Here is a 15,704-nt window from a genome sequence, read left to right on the forward strand (position 1 = left end):
GCAACAGCTTACGACAATATTAGCACCACCGGCTGAAAACGCAAGAAGAACGTTCGCCTCTGTCCGAAACGCACTGTCGACGCATCCGAACTGTGTGCCGGGCGGCATGCGGCCGCAATTTATTGCAAACGTATGCAATGTTATCAAGATGTCGGATTTCCCGTACTACGTGTGAAGCGGCTCCGAAGCCGGAAGAATCACTGGCAAAGAAGAGTCAAAGGTGGCCGATGGGAAATTTAGCGCAACACTCAGATATTCAGCTAACAGCAGCGCGCGCTCGGAATGAGCCGGGCCGACACGGCCATCAGTTGGCACGCCAAGGTTGCTTGGGTTTATACACCCGAATCGCGCAGCGGATCGTCGGTAAGCACGACCACGAGAGCCGGAGATAGACCAGGGAGGTCAGCGACGATAGGCGACGCGCGCCAGTCCTTGGGATCCTGTCCTTGGAGGTAGTTCGAAAAACAGGCCCCCAGGAATCGCGACGGCAGGGCCGGGTCGTGATCCGCGAATGAGGAAGCCGTCATTGATACCGAGGGCCGCGGCAGGATACAGCAAAAGCCGCGCCGCAAGCGCCGGTAGACCGGACGCCAGGCTTGCCGTCCATGCGCCTCCTCGCGTAGCCCCATGGCGACCGCAGCCGCCAGGTTCGCGCCGGCGCTGTCACCACCAATGACAAGGGGGGCTGGGTCGCCGCTCTGTTCGCCGATATGTTCGAGCATCCGATGCGCTGCGGTCAGGACGTCGTTTTATCCCGCAGGGAAAGGATGATTTCAAAAAATCGAGCAGGACGGGATCGAGACTCATGACGTTCTCCAGGAAAAAGCGCAGGCATCAAATGACCTGACCATTCTCCGCAACGTCGCCCATGGCCCGCGCCTGTCCGCTACCGTCCTGCGCACTCCTTCCGTCTGCCAACGCCTTGAAGCGGGAAATTACCTCATCGAATGCCAGACGTGTGGCCGGGACGATGCCTGCGAAATGGACGAAGCCATGGGTCAGGTGGCTGTACTCGATCAGCTCGGTATGAACGCCTGCCGCCTTCATACGTTCCGCATACTCGACCCCCGCGTCACGAAGCGGGTCGACCTCCAGCACGACCACGAGCGCCGGAGGGAGGCCGGAAAGATCCGCAAGGATCGGCGATGCGCGCCAGTCGTCCATATTCTTCTCACCCAGATAGGCCGCCATGCATAGCTCAACGGATTGTGTAGGCAAGGACGGATCACGGTCAGCTAAGCATGAGGCTGTAGTCAAAGCAGACGGCCGCAGGTCGGTGGCGGGATAAAGCAGCAACTGCGCCTTCAGTGCCGGGCGGCGCGGCGCCCCATCATCCCGCCACTGGGCGGCCTCGTCGCGCAGACGGATTGCCACTGCGGCAGCAAGGTTGCCGCCCGCACTATCTCCACCGATGAGCACAGCGTCCGGATCTCCACCGAGTTCATCGACATGGTCCAGAACCCAGTGGCTTGCCGCCAGAACATCGTTGTATGCTGCGGGGAACCGGTGCTCCGGCGCAAGACGATAGGTGACCGAAACAACAGTAGCAGGAAGATCATTGCATAGCTTTCGGACAGTGTGATCGACAGTATCGAGGTCGCCCAATGACCAGCCTCCGCCGTGGATGTAGATGAGCGTGGTCGATGAGGGCTGGTCCGGCTTATACACGCGCAAGCTGACATCGCCGGCTTCGCCAGCAATCTTCACATCCGTCGCGGACCGCACGGGAAGCAGGCCTTCCGGCCCGACGACGTGCGGCTGGAGCGTCTTCGCCACCTGGCGCATCTCCACCCAATCGACGGGCGTCTTGATTTCGACAGGAACGGCGCCAAGGATATTTAGCAAAACTGGATCGAGGCTCACGATGTCTCCTTATACTTAGTTTCAAACGAGTTGGCGCACAGCGTCGACGACTTTGTAGACGGCGGGGTCTTTTACTCCACCTACAGCTATCCGGTTGCGCACATAGGCAAATGCTACTTCACTCTCCGGATCGGCAAACGCCAGGCTTCCACCGTATCCATCATGGCCGAAACTTGCCGGGCCAAGCATCGGTTGGATACTCCAGGGGATCATCACTCCCGCGCCCCACGATGCGCCGGGGAACTCAGTATCGAATGGAATGCCGGTCGATACCGGTTTGGAGGCATCGGCGATCGTCGCAGCGGAAAGCAGCCTGGGCATTCCCATGTCTCCGATACATGCGGCGTAAAACTTCGCTAGCGATCTGGCGTCTGCGATCATGCCCGCTCCAGCGAGCTCGGTGGACTGCAGGCGGAAATCATTGAAATCGAGCCCGCCGAATCCAGGCACGAGGTGCAAGAGGCCATTGAGAGTGACGACCTTCCAGGCAAGCGAATCCGGCGGGACTATCTTAGGCCAGCTCGTCAGTTGTTCGGGAGTCGCCACACCGAGCCGTGCAACCCGATGGCGCTCCGCCTGGGGCAGTCCGATGTACATGTCGAGGCCAAGAGGCGCGGCCAGGTGCCGGGCGAACCAGACGCCGATCGATTCGCCGGTAACGCGGCGCACCAGTTCACTGGTCAACCAGCCGATGGTCAGCGCGTGGTATGCATGCGTGGAACCTGGCTCGAACACTGGCCGCTGGGCCGCAAGGCGGCCCGCCATTGCTTTGGGATCCCGGAGATCCGCGAGCGTGACCTCGCCTTCGACATAAGGTACGCCGGCGCGATGCGCCAACAGGTTGCGCACCGTGACGGCTTCCTTGCCGTGCGCCGCGAATTCGGGCCAATACGTCGAGACTGGCTCATCGAGTCGAAGCAGACCCTGGTCGACCAAGTGCAGCACACACACCGCAGCCACACCCTTGGTCACCGAATGGATCACGACCATGGTGTCGCTCCGCCATGGCTGGGCCGAGGTCGGCTCGCTCACGCCGCCCCAGATATCCACGACGAGCTCGCCACGAACGTAGACCGCACAGGCAGCGCCAAACTCTTCTCCCGCGGCCAGATTGGAAGAAAAGGCAGTAACAACCTCCTCGAAACCTTCCCGGTAGCGTCCTTGCACTTCAAGACCAGCAGGTAAATCTTGCAACTTGTTCATACTTCGCTCCGCATTGAACTGACGCGCGCGCGCCTTCCGATATACATTGGTGGTCCTAGAAATGACCTAAATATACTTTTGCAATCGTTTGCATGTACTTTCTGCATACTACCATGTTTTCGCTCAAAGACAGGGGGAACTGAGCCTCTTCAGGAACTCTGTGGCCTAATAGTCAGAGACAATTACCATCTCCGCGCGTTACGGTTACCTTTCCGATCTCCATTATGATCACATGCACACAATCGTTTGCAAAAGAACGACCTGGATGCCGCACCAGATATATGTCAAAAGAATTCGAGACGAACCGGCATCGCTTCAATACTTAATCGCACACGATTCGCGTTAAAAATGCACATAGTTCCCTGCGAGAAGCAACCTCAGGCGGCGGAAGTCATTGACTCGAAGCATTCGAAGCGCCTCAAGCGCCTCGACTTGGGTCGAACACCTGCTACGCGCTGCACTGCTGGCTTGCGATGCCCGCTGTACTCCTCATCCAGTTGCGTTACTCAGCCAGCATTACGGCCGTTCGAAACGATTTTTCGAAGTTCGCTTACGTTTTAGCGGCCAACTTTTCCGACTCCATTTTCCGCAGCATAAAGCGTTGTAGCTTTCCGCTAGGCGTTTTTGGCAACGTCTCGAGGAATTCGATAGCGCGGGGATACGCGTGCGCTGAAAGGCGTCGTTTGACATGCAGAGCAAGTTCTTCGGCTAGGTCGTCACTTGCCGAGACCTTGCTGGCAAGCACAACAAATGCTTTTACAATTTCTGTCCGTTCTGCATCGGGAACACCAATGACCGCAACATCCACCACGGCTGGATGTTCCAAGAGCGCGCTTTCAACGTCGAAAGGGCCGATCCGATATCCCGATGACGTGATCACATCGTCTGCTCGGCCAATGAAGCTTATGCTCCCGTTCTTTTCAAGCTCAACATTGTCACCGGTCAAGTAGTATCCACCAGCAATAGCCGCAGTTTCTTGCTGCCAATAGCCGGAGAACCACAAGAGCGGCGACCGCGAAATGTCGATAGCGAGTTCTCCGGGCTCGTTCGGCCCGAGCTCTTTGCAATCGTCGCCCAAGACGGCTATCCGGTAGCCGGGCATCGGGTAACCGGCGGAGCCGAGCTGCACCGGATGCGCCAGTCCATGGTGATTGTTCACAACCATACCCAACTCGGTCTGGCCGTAGTGGTCGTAGATTGGCACTCCTAAGGAAGAATCAAACCAGCGGATGACTTCCGGATTGAGTGGCTCACCGGCGCTACTCACTACGCGCAGGAGGCCCTTCACCGGCGCAGTCGGTTGGTCGCCGGCTGCCATCAACATCCGGTACGCGGTAGGAGAGCCGGCCAGACTCGTAATGTTCAGGCGCCGAATAATCTCGTACGTACCGTCAACGCTAAAGGAGCCTTCATATAACGTTGTTCCATGGCCAATCGACAGCGGCCCAAGAATTGCATAGTAGAGGCCATAGGCCCAGCCCGGGTCGGCCAAGTTCCAAAATTTGTCCTCAGGACGAAGATCTATCGCATCCCGCATGTAGACGGCAAAGCTCTGCAGGGCACGCAGCGGCACCGCAACACCTTTTGCGGCGCCTGTCGTTCCTGACGTCGACATCATGAGCATCAGATCGGAGCCTTTACGTAGCACAGGTTCAAATTGCGCCGACTGCGTTTCGAGAACCTTGCGGAAATCGATGTCACCTTCGTACCCCTCGTCGTCAGTTTCCTTGACGACGCAGACTAGCGGACACTGGCTGACTTCAATTAGCTTTGGTCGACTCGCGACATTCGTCACCACGAGCTTCGCGCCACTTAGACCAAGGCGGTGCTCGATTGCTTTTGGACCGAAAGCAGTGAAGAGAGGCTGATAGACAGCCCCTGCTCTCAAAGTCCCAAGGATGGTTGCCAACAATTCCGGTGTTCTTGGCAGCAAGCCTGCGACCACGTCTCCTGGTTGAACACCCTGCTTGACGAGCATGTTCGCGACGCGCGCCGACATCGCTCTTATTTGTTCGAAGCTGTAGCGCTCGTGCTTTCCATCGGCAGACACGAAATCCAAAGCCACATTGTCGCCGTCAATGTGGCGGTCACAACATTCAACACAGGCATTAACGCCTTGGTCAAAGTCCCCTTGGAACAGCTCGTTCACCTGTTCAATTCGGAAGCTTTCGTAGGCCTCAGCATACGCCGATTTGACCTCATCGATAATTGACCTAGCCATTCTTTTCTCCTTTTAGAATTGGCATTTCAAATTTGTTCGAGAATAAATTTCTGATATTAGCCCATGATTGAACGCTGAGCCCGAATTGGATTTGCTCTGAATTGAGTTTCAATAAGAGGAGTAAGCTCCGACATAACAAATGTCTCGCGCTTCGGCCGATCGCCTGCGCCAAAATTGTACCGATCTTTCCAATAGCCAGCATCGCCACTTTGCATGACTACGATAGATAAGTAATCTTGGGTTAATGCTTCGCCATCATAAGCCCCACGAAATATAGTGTGGTTCGATTTGTTCTATCGGCGTAATAGATTACAGGTCAACGACGTGAAAGATCCTCATTGTATCCTCCAGGCAGAATAACCTCGACATTCACAGGCGCCGGAAATGATGGGCTGGCAATCGTCAGTTTGATAGTGCGTTCTGATATTCCTTGCTGAATTCTGATGCTCGGCACCAGCGCTGTTGCTTGATCGAGTGTCGATAATACTCGAGGAGCGTTGGCGTCGCTGAGCGGACTAGCAGTATCGCCAGCGTTACCCCCACAGGAAATCAATCCGGCAGAAGTTAATAGGTTCAGCGTCCAAAACCGTATTTTCATAATGTCTCATGCTAATATTTTATTAACACATAGCAACGTCTGCATGTCAAGAGCCGCCTGGTTATACACGCGTTTCCTGAACAATCCAGGGGGTGTCTCGTTCGATTCCTTGAGTGCCTAAATAGGCGTTTTGTGCTTGAGTGCCCACTGGGGATGCTGTGGTTGTAAATCTTGACGTAATTGCGCAGCGTCGATTCGAGTTAAGCTGCTATTCCAAAGCAAGTCTGGTTGACGAGGCCGGCTTTGCGGCGGCATGATCCTCCGGTGCGGCCGGCAAAGATCCTCGATTACGATTCGCTCACGTCATGCCTGGAGCGCGATATACACGACGGTACTCTTCTCCCCGATCGGGCTCAGGCCTCTCCAATCGCGTCTTCAGTCAGGCCTTTAATTGCGCCACGATTTCCCGAGACCGGAAAGCGCGCCCCTGCGGCGGCGAGGCAGCTTTCCATACCAGATCTGAAAATCGCTGGAGAGCGTATTACCCTCGCCCCCCAGCTTCAGTCACGATTGACCGCGTTCAGTTGCCACTAGACGTCAGAAATGATAACGCCCGCGGATTCCGATAGTGCGAGGAACAGGTCCGCCGATCAGGCCAGCCTGGCGAATGAACCAGGGGCCACGCGCGTCGCCCAGGTTCTGGCCGTACAGCTCGACCTCGTACGTTTTGCTGCGCAGCCCCAGGCTTGCATCGACGAGGTTGAAAATTGCGGTTTCGTCGCCTGCCTGGTTCATACGCGAACCGCTGCGCGAGACCGAACCGTTGGCATACGCGGTCCAGGTTTCATTCACCGGACGCGAATAGTTGGCATCTAGGCGGGTGGTGAACCGTGGCGTGTTCAACAGTTGCGCGCCTGGGTAGACGACGCTACCGATGCCGCGTGCGACGAGCGGATTCACATCGTTATACTTAGCGTTGTTGAGGTCGCCGGCAAAGCCGAGGTTCAACCCACGCATAGGAGTCCACTGCAATGCCAGGTCGATGCCCTTTACCGTTGCGTTGCCCAGCGATGCGAATGCGGCAATACCACTCGAGGTGTAAAGTCCAGTTTGCAGGCCATTGTATTGGAGTTTGTACAGGTTGGCTTCATAACTCAGCCGTGCCTGGCGCAAGCTACCCTTGATGCCGATCTCCAGATTTCGGACGCGATCCGGGTTGAGTGCTACGCCTTCGATGATGTTATCAATCCGCAGTGCATTGACTTGCAATGGGGATTGCGCGATGCCGCTTCGGAAGCCGGTGCCGGCGTTCAAATACGCGGTGGTCTCGCCATCCGGATGGTAGGCCAGGTTGGCTCGCCATGTGGTGACGCTTGGCGATGCATTTCCTGACGCGTCAGGCGCCTTCGGGATAATCGACTCGCTGATGAAGGTGCGGTTATCCTTGTATTGGCGCAAGCCCAGCAAGGGGACAAGCTTTCCATCGAACAGGTCATAGCTCATCTCACCAAAGATAGACTTGTTGCGCGTTTTGGTCGTTGTCGCGCCGAGAATAGTTAGGAGTGTCAAGTTGGCACTTTGGTCAAAGCGATTCTTAGCGTTGTTGTAGTACGCGCCCACGACCCAGTGCAAGGGGCCGTTCGAATTCGAAGCCAGACGCAGTTCCTGGGTAAAGCTATTGCCGGTGTAGCCATTGAATAACGGTCCCGAACCAAGGACCGGTACCGCCAGCGCGCTCAGGTAGGACGTGTCGAATTCCACCACCCCGGTCGCACTCGTCAGCGTGGCAAAACCGAGGTCGTACTCCATCGACAGGCTGTAGAGATCATTCCTGGATTTCTCGTATCCTTGAACATCGCCCCAATTGGCAAGATAAGAGGGGTCGACAGAAGTCATCTGCTGGCTATAGTCCTGTTTGCCTCCAAAATGCATATACTGCAGACGCGCCTTGAAATTCTCATTCGGTACCCAATACAGCACGACACGGGCGTCACTCTTGTGCATCTTGTTCGCATCGCGGACCCGGGGCGTGCCTGTCGGATCACCGCTGTACACATCGGCGTACCCGGCACGTGAGTCGCCTCCGCCGCTGATGCGCAAACCGAGCGTGTCCTTAATCAATGGTATCGATACTGCTGCGGCAGCACCATAACTCAGGCCACTTGAACCTTCCACGTTGGCAATGTACGTTTCGGCGTCGCCGGTAACCTGCTTCAGATTCGGATTTTTCGTCCGGAAAATCATCGTCCCGCCCATGGCGCCTTGACCGTACAAGGTGCCGTAGGGGCCGCGGAGCACTTCGACCTGAGCGATATCCATCAGACGAAGCGGTGGCGCGAATTGGGCATTCGGGATTACATACGCCGTCTCGTCGATGTAATAGCCGACCAGCGCATCGCCGATGCCACCGCCAGCTCCTGAACCACGAATCGAATATGAACGAATGAATTCACCCAGTTGTTCGCCTTGCGATGCGCCGGGCACTGCGCTGACCAGGGCATCGAGGTTGGTGATGTTTTTGCTCGCCAGTTCCTTGCCCGTGAATGCCTGAATCGACATCGGGGCCTCGACCATAATCTGCGGACGGTTCTTGCTTGCCGAAACCAGAACCTGTTGAGGCGCCCCATTGTCAACCGCCGGAGCCGACTTCGCCGCTTCCGACGGAGTAGATGCTGCCTGGGGCTGCGCGGGGGGGGCGTCTTGTTGTGCGTAAGCGGGGATGCAAAACGAAATCAACGATGCACAGCCCGTCACGATGGTCTTTGTTGCCATAATTTCTGTCTCCTCTTTTCTGCAAACGATTGTAATACCGTGAAAATAATAACATTGCTGACTAGCAGCGCAAGCACTATCTGCCTCTCCGGGCATTTATTCAAAAAAACAACGATTTGTTGACATTTAATTCAATGATTAGCGTGCCTACAACTCATGCCAAGCTAATCGAACATACGCATTTGCAATCGATTGCAAAGGTGGAATTCATGCAAGCTCCCGGCTCGCCGCTTCCGGACGGTCAGCCGTTACGGAACTACCGACCCGCTGCAATGTGCCGTCGGCCTGGTACAAAATCGCTCTACCATCCGACGTCGTGACTGTGGCGGCACATTGCGCCAGATTGACGTCCAGCTCGATCCACTCCGTCCCGTTGTTCCAGGCGAGCACTAGGGTCGCGTCATCGGACGGCCTCGCCGTGAACACCCCTTGGAACGCGGGATGGGCGTTACGTAACCGGATCAGCTCGATCAGTTCCACAACGACTGGCTGCCTGAGCGCATCTTCGACCTCGCCGAGGTCGTAGTAATGACGATTGATATCCCTGCCGACGCCCGTTTTTGCCAGCAATGCCAGATCGTTGCCGCCCGCGAGCGCGCCAACGTAATAGACTTGGGGGACACCGGGCAGGAAGAACTGGATCGCGCGCGCGATCAGGTAGGCCCCACGGTCTTGGCCGACTGCGTCGTAGAAAGTGCAGTTCACCTGGTAAAGATCGAGATTCGATGCGGCTGCGCCGGTTGCAGTCCGGCTCGCGTCCCTGCTGTTGCGATGGATCGTCTCGACCAGAAGATCCAGCTCGTCCGGCGGCACCAGTCCCGCATCATGTGCAGCCGACTTGTCCGCGCCGATATCGATGATGCCGATACCGTCATGCGTGTCGAGCACGGTGATTGCATTTGTCGGACGCGCCTCGATCCAATGGTACAGCGGGACGGCGGTGCCAAAATACAGTGCATGGAGCACCAGTGGCGGCAATGCGAAGTCATAGACCCAGTCGACGCGTTGCGCGATTTCTATCTGGCGCCGGTAATACGAGTGGATTTCTACGAGAACCTCCATTCCCAGGGACCGCGCCCGTTCGGCGAATTCGTCGATGAATGCAAAGGTCTCGGGGAGCATGAAGCAACTTGACCCGGCCTTCTTGATGGCGTAGCCAACCGCGTCGAGGCGGACCATCGTCACGCCTGCCAGCGCCAGCCGCTCCAGGATGCCCTGCAAATACGCTTCCCCCTGAGGATGCTTGACGTTGATGTCTACCTGCTTCGATGTGAAGGTCGTCCACAGCAGCCGCGTTTCTCCGTTTTTCAACGGGACGGAAGTGAACGGCAGGCCGGGGCGTGGACGGTAGACCGAAAGCAGATCGTTCTCGGACGCACCGATCGGAAACACAGTATCCATCGTGAGGAACAAGCCATCGTACTCCGATTCCCACCCTCTTTCGGAATAGTCTTTGAACTGCGGAGAGTCGGTCGACATGTGATTGACGATGACATCGGCCATGACGGGCAGCTTGGCGGTGAGTGAGCGAATACTGTTCCAGTCGCCCAGCCTGGAGTCGACCATTGTGTGGTCGATCGGGTCGAAACCGGCATCCGCGCCGTCGACTTTCTCGAAGAATGGAAGCAGGTGCACGCCACCAAAGACACCGGCCAGTGGGCCATCGAGCAACGCCTCCAGCTCAGACAAAGTTTTACCACCGAATCGATCGACATAGGCGATCAGTTGTACTTGGTTGCGCATTGGTGCGGGCCCTTTTATGCAAACGATTGGCAAAGCTACAGGTTCTTACGTCACGCCATGGATTCTAGACCAACTCGCGACGAGATGCAATCGTTTGCAATTAAGCCGGCAGATTGATATATAATGATTTCTTTATCAACCGTTTGAGTGCGCCACCATGCCACGCCGTCCCCGCATTGACCTTCAGTCTCCTGGCATTTCCGCTGTTGTTGGCCGACCTCGCATGTCCGACATCGCGCGCATGGCAGGTGTCAACGTGTCAACGGTATCGCGCGCGCTCAACGGCAGCAGCCTGACCAACGAAGAAACCCGGGCACGCATCCTTGAAATCGCGACGGCGCTGAATTACACGGTGAACGCCGCCGGCAAGAGCTTGCGTTCTGGCCAAAGTCGCACGATCGGTGTGGTGATCCCGATCGATCCAATCTCGCAGGACCACATTTCCGACCCGTTCTTTCTGGCGCTGCTCGGTGGTATCGCCGATGCCCTGACCGAGCGCGGCTACGATATGCTGGTCTCGCGCATCGATGTCGAGGAGCTCGAGGTGGCGGCGAACGTCTGCGACACGGGCCGCACGGATGGCGTCATCCTCATCGGTCAGTGGCGACATCCTGACAAGCTCAACCAGATGGCGGCTCGTGGCATTCCATTGATCGTTTGGGGGGCCAAACTCCCACACCAGAAATATGCGACGGTCGGCACCGACAATACGCTTGGCGGCGAACTCGCCACGGGCCATCTGCTCGATCTGGGAGCACGACGAATTGCGTTCCTTGGCGATATGGAGCTGCCAGAGTTCCGCTTGCGTCACGACGGCTATATGAATGCGCACGCGAAACGCGGTTTGCTGGTCGATCCGTCGTTGACCCGCCCTATTCCATTTGTCGCGGAGACAATCCAGAAAAACGTGGAAGCCATGCTCACCCAGAAAACCGGCTTCGATGGCCTGTTTGCCGCCAGCGACGTCGCCGCCATGACGGCCATCTCCACCTTGCTTCGTGCCGGGGTCCGCGTGCCGGAAGATGTCCTGGTGGCGGGCTACGACGACATCGGCCCTGCCGCCTATACCCATCCTTCGCTCACCACTGTCCGTCAGCCAATGCGTGAGGCCGGACAATGCCTGGTTGACGGTCTGATGGAGCAGTTGGGGGGAGAAGCAGCAAAGTCCGTGTTACTCACAACTGAACTGGTCATTCGCGAGTCAACCCGGCGTATCTAGTCTCCGCAACGCGTCCGCGACGGCCAGGTGAAACTGCGCCAGCTTTTCCGCCGACGGTTGCACCGGCATGAAGGCCGCCCACAGCATGGAAGTCAGCTGCTCCGCCGTCGCGTCGATATCCGGCTTGTTCCCGTTCGCCACATAGTCCCACAGCACGTGTTCCATCGAACCGTAGACCATGCCGCGTAATAGCGAAAGGGGAGCACTCGGACGGATCTCTCCCGCGCGCTGGGCCGCGGCGAGGACATTCATCAACGGGGCAGTATACCGGCGCTTGAGTTCAACCAGCAGGCTCGCGAATTCGTCGTCGACGGTACGGCCTTCGCTCAGCACCAGCCGGCACATGCCGCTGCCCTCCTGCATCAGCGTGACGAGGTGTTTGTGCACGACGAAATGCAACCGGGCGCGGGTGCCGGGGACCAGTGGCAGCTCGTTTTCGAGAACCTGCGTGATCTCGTCATACCACCCCTTGATCACATGCATGCACAGGTCGCGCTTGCTGAGGAAGTAAGAAAAGATCGTGGCTTCGGAGATATTCAGCTGGCGCGCGATGTCGAGCGTGGTGGAACGCTCGTAGCCTTGTTCGGAAAACGTTCTGGCGCGCGGTCGCCAGGATTTCCTTCACGCGACGCTCCGAGCGCGCGCCCTGTGCATCCCGTCTCCGTACGGGTCTCAATGGTGTGTTCACGTTGTCGATTCCTGGTGTGTTCCGTTGACGGACATTCTTTCGCGGCCAAGGATACCATCCGGTCGAGCTACATATTCGGGTAGTTCGGCCCGCCGCCGCCTTCCGGCGTGACCCACACGATGTTCTGCACGGGGTCCTTGATGTCGCAGGTCTTGCAGTGCACGCAGTTCTGCGCATTGATCTGCAGGCGGTCCTTGCCTTCATCCATCTTCACGAATTCGTACACGCCGGCCGGGCAGTAGCGCTGTTCCGGACCCGCGAATTTCGCCAGGTTCACGTCGACCGGCACGTTCGGGTTCTTCAGCGTGAGGTGCACGGGCTGGTCTTCCGCGTGGTTCGTGTTCGAGATGAACACGGACGACAGGCGGTCGAATGTCAGCTTGCCGTCCGGCTTCGGATAGGCGATGGGCGAGAAGTCGGACGCCGGGCGCAGGCATTCGTGGTCGGCGTGGTTGTGGTGCAGGGTCCACGGGGCCTTGCCCTTGAACAGGATCTGGTCGATGCCGACCATGATCGTGCCCGTGATCAGGCCCTTGCTCATCCACGGCTTGAAGTTGCGCGCGACGTGCAGTTCCTCGTGCAGCCACGACTGTTCGAACGCGACCGGATAGCTCAGCAGCTCGTCGTGCGACCGGCCCGCGCCCAGTGCGGCGTAGGCGGCGTCGGCGGCGAGCATGCCCGTCTTGATGGCGGCGTGGCTGCCCTTGATGCGGCTCGTGTTGAGGAAGCCGGCGTCGCAGCCGATCAGCGCGCCGCCCGGGAACACGGTCTTCGGCAGCGATTGCAGGCCGCCCGCCGTGATCGCGCGCGCACCGTACGAGATGCGCTTGCCGCCCTCGAAGAAGTGGCGGATCGCCGGGTGCGTTTTGTAACGCTGGAATTCCTCGTACGGCGACAGGTACGGGTTCTGGTAAGACAGGCCGACGACGAAGCCGACGGCGACCTGGTTGTTTTCCAGGTGGTACAGGAACGAGCCGCCGTAGGTGTCGTTGGCCAGCGGCCAGCCGGCCGTGTGGATCACGAGGCCCGGCTTGTGCCTGGCCGGATCGATTTCCCACAATTCCTTGATGCCGATGCCGTAGGTCTGCGGATCCTTGCCCTTGTTCAGGTCGTACTTCGCCATCAGCTGCTTGCCGAGGTGGCCGCGCGAGCCTTCCGCGAACAGCGTGTACTTCGCGTGCAATTCCATGCCCAGCTGGAACGCGTCGGTCGGCTGGCCATGACGGTTGACGCCCATATTGCCGGTGGCGACGCCCTTCACCGAGCCGTCGTCGTTGTACAGGATCTCGGCGGCGGGGAAGCCCGGGAAGATCTCGACGCCCAGCGCTTCCGCCTGCTGGCCCAGCCAGCGCACGACGTTGGCCAGCGAAATGACGTAGTTGCCGTGGTTCTGCAGGGCCTTCGGCACGAACATCGACGGCGTCGCGTACGACCTGGTCTCCGTCAGGAACAGCACGCGGTCTTCCGTCACGGCCGTGTTCAGCGGTGCGCCCAGTTCCTTCCAGTTCGGGAACAGTTCGTCCAGCGCGCGCGGGTCCATCACGGCGCCCGACAGGATGTGCGCGCCCAGCTCGCCGCCTTTTTCCAGCACGCAGACCGACACGTCCTGGCCCTTGTCCGCCGCGACCTGTTTCAGGCGGATTGCGGCCGAGAGGCCCGCGGGACCGCCACCGACGATGACCACGTCGTATTCCATTGCCTCGCGCGGGCCGTAGTCTTTGAGTGAATCCATGCGTCAGCCCAGCGCAGCGTCGATGACGGGCACGACCTCGAACAGGTCGCCGACGATGCCGTAGTCCGCCACCTGGAAGATCGGCGCCTCCGGGTCCTTGTTGATAGCCACAATCGTCTTCGAGTCCTTCATGCCGGCCAGGTGCTGGATCGCGCCCGAGATCCCGACTGCGATGTACAACTGCGGCGCTACCACCTTGCCAGTCTGCCCCACCTGCCAATCGTTCGGCACGAACCCCGCGTCGACGGCCGCCCGCGATGCACCCATCGCGGCGCCCAGCTTGTCCGCCAGCGGCTCGAGGACCTTGAATGCCTCGCCCGATCCCATGCCGCGGCCGCCGGAAACGATGATCTTCGCGGCCGTCAGTTCCGGACGCGCGGACTTCACGATATCGCGCGACACGAACACGGACTTGCCGCTGTCGCCGACCGGCACGACGTCCTCGACGGGTGCCGAACCGCCCTGCCCTGCGGCGTCGAAACCTGTCGTACGCACGGTGATGACCTTGATGCGGTCGATCGATTGCACGGTGGCGATCGCATTGCCCGCATAGATCGGCCGCTCGAACGTGTCCGGCGTCACCACCTTCGTGATTTCCGACACCTGCGCGACGTCGAGCCGCGCCGCCACCCGCGGCAGAATGTTCTTTCCGTATGCCGTTGCCGGCGCCAGGATGTGGGTATAGTCGCGGGCCAGTGCGAGCACCTGCTCGGCCACGTTTTCAGCGAGGCCGTCGGCGAATTGCGGGCCGTCGGCCAACAGCGCCCTCGCGACTCCGGCGATTTGCGCCGCCGCCGCTGCGGCAGCGCGGGCGTTATGGCCGGCGACGAGGACGTGGACGTCGCCGCCGCATTGCACCGCAGCGGTGACCGTGTTCAGGGTGCTGCCCTTGAGGCCGGCATTGTCGTGTTCTGCGATAACCAGTGTCGTCATGATCGTTCGTGTTCTTTCGGTTGTATGGGCTAGATGACTTTTGCTTCGTTCCTGAGCCTGGCCACCAGTTCTGCCGCATCCTTGACGACAACGCCGGCCGAACGCTTGGGCGGCTCGACGACCCTCAGCGTCTTCAAGCGCGGCGTCACATCCACGCCGAGGTCGGCCGGGCCGAGCGTACCCAGCGGCTTCTTCTTGGCCTTCATGATGTTCGGCAGCGTGACGTAGCGAGGCTCGTTGAGGCGCAGGTCGGTGGTGACGACGGCTGGCAGCGGCAGGGCCACCGTTTCCAGGCCGCCGTCGACCTCGCGTGTGACGACCGCACGGCCGTCCCCGACAACGAGCGTCGAGGCAAAAGTCGCCTGGCCCCAGCCCAGCAGGGCCGCCAGCATCTGGCCGGTCTGGTTGCAATCGCCGTCGATGGCCTGCTTGCCGAGGATGACCAACTTCGGTTGCTCCCTGTCCACGACGGCTTTCAGGAGCTTGGCCACGGCCAGCGGCTGCAGTTCCCCGGGGACGTCGACGAGGATGCCCCGATCGGCGCCGATGGCCAGCGCCGTGCGCAGGGTTTCCTGGCACTGGGCCGGACCGCAGGACACGACGACGACCTCGTCGACCTTGCCGGCTTCCTTCAGCCGTACCGCTTCCTCGACGGCGATCTCGTCGAAGGGATTCATGCTCATCTTGGCACTGGCGATATCGACACCGGTGCCATCGGATTTCACCCGGACCTTCACGTTGTAGTCCACGACGCGCTTGACGGCGACTAATGCTTTCATTTCAATCTTCCCG

The 15,704-nt window shown here is 58.9% G+C and carries 12 protein-coding genes and 1 pseudogene; 1 reads left to right on the forward strand and 12 read right to left on the reverse strand.

Going from position 1 to position 15,704, the window contains the following annotated elements:
* Nucleotides 1-332: 332 nt before the first annotated feature.
* The 8 genes and pseudogenes from ACL58G_RS29300 to gtfA form a co-directional block, all read right to left on the reverse strand.
* Nucleotides 333-740 (reverse strand): alpha/beta hydrolase fold domain-containing protein, encoded by a 408-nt coding sequence (locus ACL58G_RS29300; protein WP_440968153.1) that lies wholly within the window; start codon nucleotides 738-740, stop codon nucleotides 333-335.
* 94 nt (nucleotides 741-834) lie between these two features.
* Entirely contained in the window at nucleotides 835-1,863 is a 1,029-nt protein-coding gene (locus ACL58G_RS29305) for an alpha/beta hydrolase (RefSeq protein WP_440964002.1), read from the reverse strand.
* Nucleotides 1,864-1,884: 21 nt separating this feature from the next.
* Complete coding sequence (locus ACL58G_RS29310; RefSeq protein ID WP_440964003.1) at nucleotides 1,885-3,066, reverse strand: serine hydrolase domain-containing protein; 1,182 nt, start codon at nucleotides 3,064-3,066, stop codon at nucleotides 1,885-1,887.
* 550 nt (nucleotides 3,067-3,616) lie between these two features.
* Nucleotides 3,617-5,287 carry an acyl-CoA synthetase gene (locus ACL58G_RS29315; RefSeq protein ID WP_440964004.1) on the reverse strand — a complete coding sequence of 557 codons (1,671 nt, stop codon included), beginning with the start codon at nucleotides 5,285-5,287 and terminating at the stop codon, nucleotides 3,617-3,619.
* A gap of 316 nt (nucleotides 5,288-5,603) precedes the next feature.
* A complete protein-coding gene (locus ACL58G_RS29320; RefSeq protein WP_440964005.1) occupies nucleotides 5,604-5,885 on the reverse strand; it encodes a hypothetical protein in 282 nt (93 codons plus the stop codon).
* A gap of 6 nt (nucleotides 5,886-5,891) precedes the next feature.
* Nucleotides 5,892-6,133: pseudogene (locus tag ACL58G_RS29325) on the reverse strand (hypothetical protein); the annotation flags it as partial.
* A gap of 289 nt (nucleotides 6,134-6,422) precedes the next feature.
* Nucleotides 6,423-8,597, reverse strand: coding sequence for a TonB-dependent receptor (locus ACL58G_RS29330; protein WP_440964006.1), 2,175 nt, complete (start codon nucleotides 8,595-8,597; stop codon nucleotides 6,423-6,425).
* Between the two features lie 207 nt (nucleotides 8,598-8,804).
* Complete coding sequence (gtfA, locus tag ACL58G_RS29335) at nucleotides 8,805-10,340, reverse strand: sucrose phosphorylase (protein ID WP_440964007.1); 1,536 nt, start codon at nucleotides 10,338-10,340, stop codon at nucleotides 8,805-8,807.
* A gap of 223 nt (nucleotides 10,341-10,563) precedes the next feature.
* On the opposite strand from gtfA, the gene ACL58G_RS29340 reads away from it, so the two are divergent.
* Nucleotides 10,564-11,559: a LacI family DNA-binding transcriptional regulator gene (locus tag ACL58G_RS29340; RefSeq protein WP_440964008.1), complete on the forward strand. Its 996-nt coding sequence runs from the start codon at nucleotides 10,564-10,566 to the stop codon at nucleotides 11,557-11,559.
* Here ACL58G_RS29340 and ACL58G_RS29345 read toward each other — a convergent pair.
* The 4 genes from ACL58G_RS29345 to ACL58G_RS29360 all read right to left on the reverse strand — a co-directional run bounded on the left by ACL58G_RS29345 (nucleotide 11,542) and on the right by ACL58G_RS29360 (nucleotide 15,691).
* Nucleotides 11,542-12,042 (reverse strand): TetR/AcrR family transcriptional regulator C-terminal domain-containing protein, encoded by a 501-nt coding sequence (locus tag ACL58G_RS29345; protein ID WP_440964009.1) that lies wholly within the window; start codon nucleotides 12,040-12,042, stop codon nucleotides 11,542-11,544. The two genes, ACL58G_RS29340 and ACL58G_RS29345, sit on opposite strands and share 18 nt — an antisense overlap.
* 272 nt (nucleotides 12,043-12,314) lie before the next feature.
* Complete coding sequence (locus tag ACL58G_RS29350; protein ID WP_440968155.1) at nucleotides 12,315-13,943, reverse strand: electron transfer flavoprotein-ubiquinone oxidoreductase; 1,629 nt, start codon at nucleotides 13,941-13,943, stop codon at nucleotides 12,315-12,317.
* 39 nt (nucleotides 13,944-13,982) lie between these two features.
* On the reverse strand, nucleotides 13,983-14,912 hold the full coding sequence (locus ACL58G_RS29355) for an electron transfer flavoprotein subunit alpha/FixB family protein (RefSeq protein WP_440964010.1): 930 nt from the start codon (nucleotides 14,910-14,912) through the stop codon (nucleotides 13,983-13,985).
* 29 nt (nucleotides 14,913-14,941) lie between these two features.
* Nucleotides 14,942-15,691 carry an electron transfer flavoprotein subunit beta/FixA family protein gene (locus ACL58G_RS29360; protein ID WP_440964011.1) on the reverse strand — a complete coding sequence of 250 codons (750 nt, stop codon included), beginning with the start codon at nucleotides 15,689-15,691 and terminating at the stop codon, nucleotides 14,942-14,944.
* Nucleotides 15,692-15,704 lie beyond the last annotated feature (13 nt).

Origin of the sequence: Massilia sp. GER05, assembly GCF_052056005.1 — a bacterium.
Lineage (GTDB): Bacteria > Pseudomonadota > Gammaproteobacteria > Burkholderiales > Burkholderiaceae_D > Telluria > Telluria orientalis.